This window comes from Variovorax sp. YR752, assembly GCF_943372545.1.
Window position 1 is genome coordinate 1 of record NZ_CALRZC010000256.1, and the last position, 11277, is coordinate 11277.

At 71.2% G+C, this 11277-nt stretch carries 13 protein-coding genes; 10 read left to right on the forward strand and 3 right to left on the reverse strand.

All coding sequences use genetic code 11. From position 1 onward, the window contains the following. The 10 genes from AAG801_RS35695 to fliR all read left to right on the forward strand — a co-directional run. On the forward strand, positions 1 to 1237 hold a 1237-nt coding region (locus tag AAG801_RS35695), incomplete at its 5' end, for a FliI/YscN family ATPase (RefSeq protein ID WP_341892674.1). A 134-nt stretch (positions 1238 to 1371) separates the two neighbouring features. Then, a complete protein-coding gene (gene fliJ / locus AAG801_RS35700; protein ID WP_341892675.1) occupies positions 1372 to 1833 on the forward strand; it encodes a flagellar export protein FliJ in 462 nt (153 codons plus the stop codon). A gap of 8 nt (positions 1834 to 1841) precedes the next feature. Further along, on the forward strand, positions 1842 to 3059 hold the full coding sequence (locus AAG801_RS35705; protein ID WP_341892676.1) for a flagellar hook-length control protein FliK: 1218 nt from the start codon (positions 1842 to 1844) through the stop codon (positions 3057 to 3059). A 125-nt stretch (positions 3060 to 3184) separates the two neighbouring features. Beyond that, complete coding sequence (locus tag AAG801_RS35710; RefSeq protein ID WP_341892677.1) at positions 3185 to 3802, forward strand: flagellar basal body-associated FliL family protein; 618 nt, start codon at positions 3185 to 3187, stop codon at positions 3800 to 3802. 117 nt (positions 3803 to 3919) lie between these two features. Next, positions 3920 to 4924, forward strand: coding sequence for a flagellar motor switch protein FliM (fliM, locus tag AAG801_RS35715; RefSeq protein ID WP_341892678.1), 1005 nt, complete (start codon positions 3920 to 3922; stop codon positions 4922 to 4924). Further along, complete coding sequence (fliN, locus tag AAG801_RS35720; RefSeq protein ID WP_341892679.1) at positions 4914 to 5336, forward strand: flagellar motor switch protein FliN; 423 nt, start codon at positions 4914 to 4916, stop codon at positions 5334 to 5336. Before fliM ends, fliN begins: the two co-directional genes overlap by 11 nt. A gap of 1 nt (position 5337) precedes the next feature. After that, complete coding sequence (locus AAG801_RS35725; protein ID WP_341892680.1) at positions 5338 to 5703, forward strand: flagellar biosynthetic protein FliO; 366 nt, start codon at positions 5338 to 5340, stop codon at positions 5701 to 5703. Continuing rightward, the gene (gene fliP, locus AAG801_RS35730; RefSeq protein ID WP_341892681.1) at positions 5693 to 6457 is read left to right on the forward strand and encodes a flagellar type III secretion system pore protein FliP; all 765 of its coding nucleotides are present in this window, start codon (positions 5693 to 5695) and stop codon (positions 6455 to 6457) included. The genes AAG801_RS35725 and fliP overlap by 11 nt, the downstream gene beginning before the upstream one ends. A 19-nt stretch (positions 6458 to 6476) precedes the next feature. After that, entirely contained in the window at positions 6477 to 6746 is a 270-nt protein-coding gene (gene fliQ / locus AAG801_RS35735; RefSeq protein WP_341892682.1) for a flagellar biosynthesis protein FliQ, read from the forward strand. A gap of 31 nt (positions 6747 to 6777) precedes the next feature. After that, the gene (gene fliR, locus AAG801_RS35740) at positions 6778 to 7539 is read left to right on the forward strand and encodes a flagellar biosynthetic protein FliR (protein WP_341892683.1); all 762 of its coding nucleotides are present in this window, start codon (positions 6778 to 6780) and stop codon (positions 7537 to 7539) included. Here fliR and AAG801_RS35745 read toward each other — a convergent pair. The 3 genes from AAG801_RS35745 to AAG801_RS35755 form a co-directional block, all read right to left on the reverse strand. Further along, positions 7499 to 10402 carry a transporter substrate-binding domain-containing protein gene (locus tag AAG801_RS35745; protein ID WP_341892684.1) on the reverse strand — a complete coding sequence of 968 codons (2904 nt, stop codon included), beginning with the start codon at positions 10400 to 10402 and terminating at the stop codon, positions 7499 to 7501. The genes fliR and AAG801_RS35745 overlap by 41 nt on opposite strands. A 154-nt stretch (positions 10403 to 10556) precedes the next feature. Continuing rightward, complete coding sequence (locus AAG801_RS35750; RefSeq protein WP_341892685.1) at positions 10557 to 10772, reverse strand: hypothetical protein; 216 nt, start codon at positions 10770 to 10772, stop codon at positions 10557 to 10559. A gap of 49 nt (positions 10773 to 10821) precedes the next feature. After that, positions 10822 to 11277 (reverse strand): LysR substrate-binding domain-containing protein (locus AAG801_RS35755; protein ID WP_341892686.1); only part of this gene is annotated, 456 nt, incomplete at its 5' end.

The following is an 11277-nucleotide window of genomic DNA, read 5'->3' on the forward strand; positions in this document are numbered from 1 at the left end:
GCGCAGGGAGGGCAGCACGCCGGTCACCGCGGAGGTGGTCGGCTTCAACGGCGATCGCGCCTACCTGATGCCGACCGGCGACGTGCACGGCCTGGCCAGCGGCGCGCGGGTCATTCCGCGGCCGACGCCGGTGGTGCCGCTGAAGCTCGGCGCGCTGCGCCACCCCTGGCGGCGCGGCGAGGACCGCACGCTGCATCTGCCGGTGGGTGATGGGTTGTTGGGTCGCGTGGTCGATTCGCACGGCCACCCGATGGACCGCAAGGGGCCGATCGAGCACGTGCACAACGAGCCGCTGATCCGCCGCCCGATCAACGCGATGGACCGCGCCCCGGTGCGCCAGCCGCTGGACACCGGCGTGCGCGCGATCAACGCGATGCTGACCGTCGGCCGCGGCCAGCGCCTCGGCCTGTTCGCCGGCACCGGCGTCGGCAAGTCGGTGCTGCTGGGCATGATGGCGCGCTACACCGCGGCCGACGTGATCGTCGTCGGCCTGATCGGCGAGCGCGGCCGCGAGGTCAAGGAGTTCATCGAGGACATCCTCGGCGAGGAAGGGCTGAAGCGCTCGGTGGTCGTCGCCGCGCCGGCCGACGCGCCGCCGCTGACGCGCATGCAGGGCGCCAACTACGCCACCGCGATCGCCGAGCACTTCCGCGACCGCGGCATGGACGTGCTGCTGCTGATGGACTCGCTGACCCGCTACGCGATGGCGCAGCGAGAGATCGCGCTGGCCATCGGCGAGCCGCCGGCCACCAAGGGCTACCCGCCGAGCTGCTTCGCCAAGCTGCCGCAGCTGGTCGAGCGCAGCGGCAACGGCGTCGCCGGCGGCGGCTCGATCACCGCCTTCTACACCGTGCTCAGCGAAGGCGACGACAACAACGACCCGATCGCCGATGCGGCGCGCGGCATCCTCGACGGCCACATCGTGCTGTCGCGCGAGCTCGCCGAGGCCGGCCACTACCCGGCGATCGACATCGAGAAGTCGGTCTCGCGGGTGATGACCAGCGTGGCGCCGGCGCCGCACGTCGAGGCGGCGCGGCGGCTGCGGCAGCTGCTGTCGCGCCACAACAAGGCGCGCGACCTGATCCAGCTCGGCGCCTACGTGCCGGGCCACGATGCCGAGCTCGACACCGCCGTTCGCCTCGCCCCGGCGATGCGATCGCTGCTGCAGCAGGACATGCGCGAGAACGCGCCGCTTTCCGCCAGCGTGCAGCAGCTGCGCGCGACGGTGGCAGGCTGATCCGGAATGACGAGAACGAGATTGAGAAACACCGCATCGACAGCGCACGGCGGGCCGAGCGCCGGGCCGCTCCCAAGCCGGCCCGCCATCCCCTCGGGGGATCAGGCGACGTACTCGTCGCACGAGGGGTCGTCATGACCGACCTGCAACCGCTGATGGCCCTGCTCTCGCACGCCGAGTCCGAGCGCGACGAGGCACTCGCCCACCGCCAGCGCATGCGCGAGGCGCTCGACGGCGCGCGCGCGCAGGCCGAGCAGCTGATCGCCTACCGGCGCGACTACGAGCAGCGCTGGGGTGAACGCTTCGCGCAGCCGGGCGGCGTGCAGCTGCTGCAGAGCTACCACGGCTTCGTCACCCGGCTGACGCTGGCGATCGAGCACCAGGGGCGCGTGGCCGAGCAGGCCGAGCGCAAGCTCGAGCGTGCCGACGAGACGCTACAGCAGCAGGAGCTGCGCGTGGCCTCGGTACTCAAGCTGATCGAGCGCCGCGTCACCGAGATCGAACGCCAGGGCGAGCGCAACGAGCAGCGTCAGCTCGACGAGATCGCCTCGCGCGCGGCCTGGAACCGCCTGGCCGCCGCCACCACCCGCTTCTGAGACCCGCCATGCAAGTCCAGACCGCATCGAACACCCTGCCGCCCGCCCGCCCGCAGCCCGCCGAGAGCGCCGCCAGCGGCGACGCCTTCGCACAACTGCTCGCCCGGCAACCCGAGGTCGAGCCCGAGGGCGAGAGCGAAAGCACGAACGACACCGCCTCGAACCCGGGCGCCGGTGCACGCCCGGACGAGGCGCGTGCGGCGAAGGCGCGCCAAGGTGGAGCGCGCACGCCGGCGCCGAAAACGACGCAAGCCGAAGGCGGCACACGTGGCGCCAGGGACGGTTCGCGTGACGGCGTCGAGGCCAAGGACGGCAGCAGCGAGGACGAGCGGCCTGCCGACGCACCCGCCCCGGCCATCGACCCGGCGCTGGCCCAGTGGCTGACCCAGCTGCACCGCCCGCAGGCCGAGGCCGGCACCGCCGGCGCGACGCCGCTGCTGCCCGGGCACGCGCCGGCGCAGGGCGCGGGCAAGGCCATCGATGCGAGCGCAGATGCCGCCATCGACGATGCCGCCGGCGCCGCCTTGCAGGCCGCCGATTCGCGCGTCGGCTCGGGCGCCCGCGCTGCCGCGCAGCGCCACGGCGAGAGCGCAGAGCGCGCCGCCCTGGCGCGGGTCGACGAGGCCGCAGCGCGCGGCGCCCAAGACGAGGCCGGCCCCGCCGCCACGACGGCCCGTGCCGCCTCCGAGCCGGGCTTCGTGCTGCCGGCCGGCCCCGAGCCGGCAGCCGCGGCGGCCGCCGCCAACGCCCCGACCGGCTCTGCCGCTGCGGCTTCCGCCGAGGCACCGGTCAGCGCCGCCGTGCCGGTCCCGATGGAGTCGCCCGAGTTCGCCGAGGCCTTCGGCGTGCAGGTCAGCGTGCTTGCGCGCGACGGCGTGCAGGAAGCCGAACTGCACCTGAACCCGGCCGAGATGGGCCCGGTGTCGGTGCAGATCGTGCTGGACGGCGAGCGCGCCCGCATCGATTTCGGCGCCCAGGCTGCGGCCACGCGCGCCGCCATCGAGGCCAGCCTGCCCGAGCTGGCCGCCGCCTTGCGCGACGCCGGGCTGACGCTGGCTGGCGGCGGCGTGTCGCAGCACACCTCCGGCCGCGGCGACGGCGCGCACCAGGGCGCGCCGGACTCGCGCGGCGATGCACGCCCCGGCGCTCCGGCCGCGGACACCGCCCCCGCGCGCCCGCACTGGCGCGGCCGCGTCTCGGCCGGCGGCGTGGACTTGTACGCATGAGCGTGCCGTCGGTGGCGGACTGACCGGATTTCGGCCCCTTATCCCCGCATCGGCGCGGGGCCCCTTGCCCAGAATCGCTTTCATTGGCCGGCCCTGCTGCCGAGCCTGCTCATGAAGGAGAGCCGATGTCTGCCGCTGCCGCCTCGGGCGCCGAAGTCGCTGCCGCGCCCGCCAAGGGCAAGAAGAAGCTGATCATCATCATCGCCGCCGTGCTGCTGCTGGCCGGGCTGGGCGGTGGTGGCGCGCTCTTCATGATGAAGAAGAAGGCCGCCGAGGCCGCCGCAGCCGCCGAGGCCGAGGGCGAAGACGGCTCCCCCGCCGCACACAAGAAGGCCGCCCACAAGGAAGCGGGCGCCCCGCCCGCCTTCCTGCCGCTGGAGCCCTTCGTCGTCAACCTCGCCGACAAGGAAACCGACCGCTACGCGCAGATCGGCATCACGCTGGAGATCGACGACCCGAAGACGGCCGAGCAGCTCAAGGCCTACATGCCGGCGATCCGCAACGGCGTCCTGATGGTGCTGGCGCACAAGACCTCGGCCGAACTGCTCGAGCGCAAGGGCAAGGAGGCGCTGGCTGCCGAGATCATGCGCGAGACCGTGCGCCCGCTGGGTATCGAGCTCGAAGAGCCGGAAGCCGAGGCGGCCGACGAGGACGAGGACAAGCCGAAGAAGAAGAGGAAGAAGAAGGCGCCGGTCGACAACCCCGTCAAGCACGTCCATTTCTCGAACTTCATCATCCAGTAGTCATGGCCCCCCCCCGTAGCGCCTTCGGCGCTCCCCCCCAGGGGGGCGCCGCCAGCAGCCCGGCGAAGCCGGCTCTGCGGCGGCCGCTTGATCCGCGCACCACGTGGAGCGAGTGAGATGAATCAGCAAATCTTGTCGCAGGACGAGGTCGATGCCCTCTTGCAGGGCATCACCGGCGAGAGCCAGAAGCTCGAGCAGGAGGAGGCGCCTACCGGGGGCATCCGCTCCTACGACCTGTCGAGCCAGGAACGCATCGTCCGTGGGCGCATGCCCACGATGGAGATCATCAACGAGCGGTTCGCGCGGAACATCCGCATCGGCCTGTTCAACTTCATCCGCAAGAGCCCGGAGATCGCCATCGGCGGCATCAAGGTGCAGAAGTACAGCGCCTTCCTGCGCGAGATCGTGGTGCCGACGAACTTCAACATCGTCAGCGTCAAGCCGCTGCGCGGCTCGGGGCTGATCGTCTGCGACCCGACGCTGGTGTTCGCGGTGATCGACTCGCTGTTCGGCGGCGCCGGCAAGTTCCACACCCGCATCGAGGGCCGCGACTTCTCGCCCACCGAGCAGCGCATCATCACGCGGCTGGTCGACGTGATCATCGCCGAGTACAAGAAGGCCTGGCAGGGCATCTATCCGCTGGAGCTGGACTACCAGCGCTCGGAGATGCAGCCGCAGTTCGCCAACATCGCCACACCGAGCGAGATCGTGGTCGCCACCTCCTTCACGCTGGAGATCGGCGACACCAGCGGCACCATCCACTTCTGCATCCCGTACTCGACGCTGGAGCCGATCCGCGACGTCCTGTACTCGACGATGCAGGGCGACTCCAACGAGCCCGACCGCCGCTGGGTGAACCTGCTGAAGAACCAGATCCAGGACGCCGAGGTGGAACTGGTCGCCGAGCTGGCCCATGCCGACGCCACGGTGGAGCAGTTGCTCGCCTTCAAGCCGGGTGACTTCATCGAGCTCGACCTCGAGAAGAACATCGAGGTGAAGGTGGTCGGCGTGCCGGTGTTCGAGTGCCACTACGGCACCAGCGCCGGCAAATACGCATTGAAGGTCGAACGCACGTTGACCGGGTCGAACATGACCTGGCTGGGAGATGGCAATGTCAGCTGAGAACACCGAACAGGACGCGATGGCCGCCGAGTGGGCTGCCGCGCTCGCCGAGGCCAAGCCCGCCGAGACCGCCTCGGAGGTGCAGTCCGAACAGGTCGCGCCGGCGTCGTTCACCAACTTCTCGCCGACCACGGCGACGAGCGCGGGCAACGACATCAACATGATCCTGGACATCCCGGTGCAGCTCACCGTGGAGCTGGGCCGCACGCGCATCCCGATCAAGCACATCCTGCAGCTCGCCCAGGGCTCGGTGGTCGAGCTCGATGCGCTGGCCGGCGAGCCGATGGACGTGCTGGTCAACGGCTACCTGATCGCGCAGGGCGAGGTGGTGGTGGTCAACGACAAGTTCGGCATCCGGCTGACCGACATCGTCACGCCGAGCGAGCGCATGCGCCGCCTGTCGAAAGGCTGAAATGAGCGCGTCGTCCGGAATCGGCTCGCTGCTGTGGTTCATCGCGATCCTCGCGCTGATCCCGGCGGCGCTGTGGCTGCTCAAGCGCACGCCGGTCGGTGGCGCGGGCAGCTCGCAGCTGCTCAGGAGCATCGCGGCGCTGCCGCTGTCGGCGAGCCAGCGCATCGTCACCGTCGAGGTCGGCCAGGGCGAGTCGCGCCGCTGGCTGGTGCTCGGCGTCACGCCCTCGAACATCACCACGCTGCACACCATGGAGCCCGTGGAGGGCGTCGCACCGCCGACGGCCGCCGCAGGCCCGGCCTTCGCGAGCCTGCTCGCGAAGCTGCAGCCCTCGAAGCCCACCGCGGGAGACGGCGATGCGCGTTGACGCCCGCAAGGGCGGGCTGATCCTCGCCTTGACGGTACTTTCGGCCGTTCCTGCAGCGGCTTTAGCGCAGCAGGCCGGCGGCCCGGCGCTGCCGCTGATGGTCGGCCAGGGGGCCGGTGGCACCAGCTACTCGGTGCCGGTGCAGACGCTGCTGTTCTTCACCGCCCTGAGCTTCCTGCCGGCGGTGCTGCTGATGATGACCGGCTTCACCCGCATCGTCATCGTGCTCAGCCTGCTGCGCCAGGCGCTGGGCACGCAGGCGGCGCCGCCCAACCAGGTGGTGGTCGGGTTGAGCCTGTTCCTGACCTTCTTCGTGATGGGGCCGACACTGGACCGCGTCTACGCCGAGGCCTACCAGCCCTACGCCGAGAACAAGATCCCCTTCGACGAGGCGCTCAGGCGCGGCGAGAAGCCGATGCGCGAGTTCATGCTCAAGCAGACCCGCCAGTCCGACGTGATGCTGTTCTCGCGCCTGGCCAAGATCGACCCGGCCACGCCGGCCGCCGACGTGCCGTTCAAGGTGCTGGTGCCGGCCTTCGTGACCAGCGAGCTGAAGAGCGCCTTCCAGATCGGCTTCCTGATCTTCATTCCCTTCCTGATCATCGACATGGTGGTCGCCAGCGTGCTGATGAGCCTGGGCATGATGATGCTCAGCCCGGTGCTGGTGGCGCTGCCCTTCAAGCTGATGCTGTTCGTGCTGGCCGACGGCTGGAACCTGCTGCTGGGTTCGCTGGCGGCAAGTTTCGTGACCTAGACCTCGCCACCCGAGCACCATGAACCCCCAAGCCGTCTTCACCTTCGGCCAGCAAGGCCTGTACACGCTGCTGATGGTCGCCGCGCCCATGCTGCTGACGGTGCTGGCCGTCGGCCTGCTGGTCAGCATCTTCCAGGCCGCCACGCAGATCAACGAGTCGACGCTGTCCTTCGTGCCGAAGATCGTCGCCGCGGTCGCGGTGCTGGCCGTCGCCGGCCCGTGGATGCTGACCACGCTGGTGGAGTACCTGCAGCGCACGCTGCAGGCGATTCCGACCGTCGTCGGCTGACTGTTTCACGCGCTGTGCGCCGCATCCCGGCATGCTGACCTTCACCGAGGCGCAGGTGCTGGCGTGGATCACACCGATCCTGTGGCCATTCCTGCGCGTGCTGGCGCTGTTCGGCACGCTGCCGGTGATCGGCCAGCGCTCGGTGCCGGCGCGCGTGCGCGTCGCGCTGGCCTTCCTGATCGCGCTGTGCGCGCAGGTCTCGCTGCCGGCCGTCCCGGCGATCCCGCTCGACTCGGCCGTGACCTTCCTGGTCGTGCTGCAGCAGGTCGTCATCGGCGTGTCGCTGGGCTTCGCGGTGCGCATCGTCTTTGCGGCGGTCGAATTCGCCGGTGAACTGGTCGGCCTGCAGATGGGCCTGAACTTCGCCGGCTTCTTCGACCCCGCCACCGGCGGCCAGACCACGGCGGTGAGCCGCTTCTTCGGCGTCACGGTGAGCTGGGTGTTCATCGTCACCGGCGGCCACCTGCTGGTGATCGCCGGGGTGATCCAGAGCTTCCACAGCTTCCCGGTCGGCCCCGAGCCCTTCGCCTTCCTGAAGACCGTGCAGCCGCACCGCTGGGGCGCGGAGGTGTTCGTCGTCGGGTTGTGGATCGCGCTGCCGCTGGTGGCAATGCTGCTGTTCGTCAACCTGGTGATGGGCATCACCTCGCGCGTCGCCCAGCAGCTCAACCTGTTCGCGATCGGCTTCCCCATCACGCTGTCGGTCGGGCTGGTCGGTGTGCTGCTGACGCTGCCGTTGCTGCAGGCGCCGTTCACGATGGCGCTCGAGCGGATGCTTCAGCACTTCCAGTAGCGCTCGCGCCCTGCGCGGCCAGCCGCCGCTCGAACACCTCGACCGGCAGGGGCTTGGTCATCACCTCGTCGGCGCCGTTGGCCAGGAAGCGCGCTCGCGCCTCCGGCTCGGTCAGGGCGGTGAGCAGCACGATCCACGGCCGCCGCCCCGGTTCCACCGGCAACTGCCGGACGCGCCTTGCCAGCTCGAGGCCGTCCATGCCGGGCATGTGGAAGTCGGTGATCAGCAGGCGGCCGGGCTCGGCCTGCCACGCCGACAGGGCCTCGTCGGCGCCGCCGATCGGGCGAACCGTCAGGCCGAGCGAGCGCAACTGCTCGGCGCCGACCAGCAGGCCGACCGGATCGTCGTCGACCAGCATCACCGGCTCGGCGAGCGCGCCCTGCGGCCACAGCGCTCCGGCCTCGGCGAGCGCCGCGCCGACCTCGGCAGCGGGGCGCCGCTGCAGCGGCGCGGGCACATCGACCTCGAAGCGGCTGCCCTCGCCCGGCCGACCGTGGGCCTCGATGCGGCCGCCCATGTGCTCGACGATCTGCCGGCACAGCGCCAGGCCGAGGCCGGTGCCGGACGCGTGGCTGGCGCGGGTCGAGGCCAGCTGCGTGTAGGGGCGGAACAGCAGCGCGCGTTCCTCGGCGGTGAAGCCGGGGCCGGTGTCCGACACGGCCAGGCGCAGCCGCGGCGGCGTGGCCCGCTCGTCGACGGCGAGCTCCACGCCGACCGAGCCCGCCGCAGTGAACTTGAGCGCGTTCGACAGCAGGTTGCTCAGCACCTGGCCGAGGCGGACGGGGTCGAACTGCGCCTGCAGGTCGTCGGGGCACGACAGCTCGACGCGGAAGGCCAGGCCCTTGGCCCGCGCCAGCGCCTCGAACGGCGCACAGGTGCGCCGGCACCACTGCAGCGGCGCCACCCACTCCGTGCTGATGCTCAGCATGCCGCTCTCGGCCTTGCTGAAGTCCAGCGTGCGTGACAGCAGTTCGAGCAGGCCGTCGCCCGAGTGACGGATGGCGTCGATCAGGCGGTGCTCGTCGGGGTCGGCGCGCCGCCGGCCGAGCAGCGACGCGGCCGAAACCATCGCGGCCAGCGGATTGCGCACCTCGTGCCCGAGCGAGGCGATGAAGCGGCTCTTGGCCTCGGAGCTTTCGCGCTCGCGCTCCAGTGCCGCGGCCAGCCCCTGCTCGGCGGCGCGGCGCTGCGCCACCTCCACCTGCAGGCGACGCTGCGAGCGCCGCACCAGAAGTGCGGCCAGCGCCGCCACCAGCAGCACCGCCACGGCGATGCGCACGATCTCGGCCGTGGACCAGCCGGGCCGGTACTCGGCCGTCAGCCAGCGGCTGCGGATCGGGCTGCGCTCGTTCTCGCTCAGCGAGTCCAGCGCCTTGCCGAGGATCACCGCCAGCTCCGGGTTGCTGCGCGGCACCGCGAAGTAGAGCTCGCTGTCGCCGTTGGCCACCATGCCGCTGATCGTCAGCTCGCCGGGATGATCACGCTGCACCAGCTGCGACATGACCTGGAAGTTGCCCATCGCCGCCGCCGCAGTGCCGCTGCGCACGCTGGCCAGCGCCTCGCTGAGCGTGGCGTGGGGCTGCAGCCGGATCCCGGGATAGGCGCGCCGGATCATCGGCAACAGGAAGTGGCGCGACTGCACGGCCAGCGTGCGGCCGCCGAGGTCACCCAGCTCGAACGGTCCGCGCTCGCCGCGCCGCGTCACCAGCGCGGTAGGGCTGGAGTTCCACGGGCCGACGAACAGCAGGCTGTCGTCACGCACCTCGTTGCGCGCCACGGCGACGGCAACGTCGATCTGGCCGGCCTCGAGTGCGGTGAGCGTCTGCGCCCAGGTGCCGCCGCGGGTAGACGACACGCCCATGCCGACGCGGCGCAGCGCCTCGCCGAGCAGTTCTGCCCCCATGCCGCGCATCTGCCCGCCCTGCTCGAGCGAGTAGGGCGAGAAGGCGCTGTCGTAGCCGACACGCAGTTCGGGATGGCTGCGCACCCACTCGCGCTGCGCGTCATTGAGCAGCGCCGTCGAGGCATCGACGCCGAGGAAGTGGCGCACCGGCATCCAGCGGTCGAGGATGGCGCGATGCTCGTCCTCGCTGACGCTGCGCAGCGCCTTGGTGATGAGGCCGTGCAGAACGGTGTCGGCGGGCGCCACGCCCATCGCGTAGACCGCCGGCCCGCCGTCGGCGAAGCCGCGGATCGCGAGGTTGGTCAGCAGGTTCGCCTCGATCGTGTAGGCGGTGATCGGCAACTGGCCGATCCGCATGTCGGCGCGGCCGTCGGCGACGGCTCGCAGTTCGTCCAGCGGGGTCGGCACGCGCACCAACTGCGCGCGCGGGTAACGGCGGATCAGGTAGGCCTCGAAGGCCGAGCCCGGCGTGACGGCGACCCGCTGACCGGCCAGTCCATCGGCGGTCGAGAAGGCCACGCGGTCGCGCCGCGTCACCCACACCGCCGGCACGCGGAAGTACGGCGGCGTGGCCCGCGCGACACGCTGCACCGGGTCGCCGTCGAGCAGCAGCGGCAGCAGCCGCGCGTGTCCCTGCTCGAAGGCGGCGTCGCGCTGCGCGAGCGTCGGCGCGGTGAGCGGGCGCAGCTTCAGGCCGGTGCGCCCTTCGATCAGCCGCAGGTAGTCGGCGACGATGCCGTCCAGCCGGCCCTGCTCATCGAAGATCTGCAGCGGCGCGATGGTGATGCCGTGGAAGGCGACCTTCAACTCGGGGTGGGCAGCGACGTAAGCCTGCTCGATCTCGTCCAGCGGCAGCCCGGCCGCCTGCGCCGGCAGCGTCGACAGTGCGCCCAACCCAAGCAGGATCGCTCGCGCTGCGCGCACGCAGCCGGCCCCCCAGGCATGACGGAATCCGTTCATTCGGCCCCACCGCGTCCAGTTCATCCAGGCACTGGATCAATCGATCATAAAGTGACATTCGCCGGCGCCGGTCCGGCCAGCGCCTGCACAGCCGGGCGTTCGGGATGGATTCGTGGAGGATTGCCGCGGATGGCGCCAGCCCGGCGCGGGCGCGTCAGCGGCGAAGCTGCGGGAACGGCGCCGCCGGCTCCACGGGTTCGTGCGGCGGCACCGTGTCCTCGAACCCCGAGGAGTGGAAGTTGGTGCCCGGGCCCTGCCCGTGCCAGGTGGAGGGCCCCTCGTGCCGGCGCTCACGCCACCAGATGAGGCCACGGTCGACCACCAGCCACGCTACGACGGCACCGATGACGACGATGAGTGCAGTGATCATGCGCATTCCCCCGCGAACTGTGCGAATGTACGCAGTCGGCAGGCCGGCTTCAATGCGCCGCCCCCACGGATGAGGGCCGGCGCATCGGCCGCAACCCGGTGTGCGCGGCGGCGACCACGGCGCCGGTGAGCGAGCGCAGCACCTCGGCCTCGAGGCGCCAGTGCTGCCAGTACAGCGGCACCTCCAGCACCTGCCCCGGCGCCAGCTCGACCAGTTCGCCGTTGGCCAGCAGCGGCGCCACCAGGGCTTCCGGATTCATCCCCCAGCCCAGCCCGTGCAGCGCCGCGTGGATGAAGCCGTGCGTGCTCGGCACGCGGTGCTGTGGCGGCGCCAGGCGGCGCTTCGACAACTGGCGCAGGAAGCGGGCCTGCAACTGGTCCTTCTGGTTGAAGACGTTGCAGGGAGCGCGGGCCAGCGCCTCGTCGGTCGGGCCATCGGGGAGGTGCCGGCGCATGAAGTCGGGGCTGGCCACCGCGAGGTAGCGCATGCGGCCGAGCGGCTGAAC

What these genes read in the sequence shown, in the direction of transcription:
- fliJ (WP_341892675.1), top strand. Translation starts at nt 1,372, where the DNA reads ATGACCGACCTGCAACCGCTGATGGCCCTGCTCTCGCACGCCGAGTCC.
- AAG801_RS35705 (WP_341892676.1), top strand. Translation starts at nt 1,842, where the DNA reads ATGCAAGTCCAGACCGCATCGAACACCCTGCCGCCCGCCCGCCCGCAG.
- AAG801_RS35710 (WP_341892677.1), top strand. Translation starts at nt 3,185, where the DNA reads ATGTCTGCCGCTGCCGCCTCGGGCGCCGAAGTCGCTGCCGCGCCCGCC.
- fliM (WP_341892678.1), top strand. Translation starts at nt 3,920, where the DNA reads ATGAATCAGCAAATCTTGTCGCAGGACGAGGTCGATGCCCTCTTGCAG.
- fliN (WP_341892679.1), top strand. Translation starts at nt 4,914, where the DNA reads ATGTCAGCTGAGAACACCGAACAGGACGCGATGGCCGCCGAGTGGGCT.
- AAG801_RS35725 (WP_341892680.1), top strand. Translation starts at nt 5,338, where the DNA reads ATGAGCGCGTCGTCCGGAATCGGCTCGCTGCTGTGGTTCATCGCGATC.
- fliP (WP_341892681.1), top strand. Translation starts at nt 5,693, where the DNA reads ATGCGCGTTGACGCCCGCAAGGGCGGGCTGATCCTCGCCTTGACGGTA.
- fliQ (WP_341892682.1), top strand. Translation starts at nt 6,477, where the DNA reads ATGAACCCCCAAGCCGTCTTCACCTTCGGCCAGCAAGGCCTGTACACG.
- fliR (WP_341892683.1), top strand. Translation starts at nt 6,778, where the DNA reads ATGCTGACCTTCACCGAGGCGCAGGTGCTGGCGTGGATCACACCGATC.
- AAG801_RS35745 (WP_341892684.1), bottom strand. Translation starts at nt 10,402, where the DNA reads ATGAACGGATTCCGTCATGCCTGGGGGGCCGGCTGCGTGCGCGCAGCG.
- AAG801_RS35750 (WP_341892685.1), bottom strand. Translation starts at nt 10,772, where the DNA reads ATGATCACTGCACTCATCGTCGTCATCGGTGCCGTCGTAGCGTGGCTG.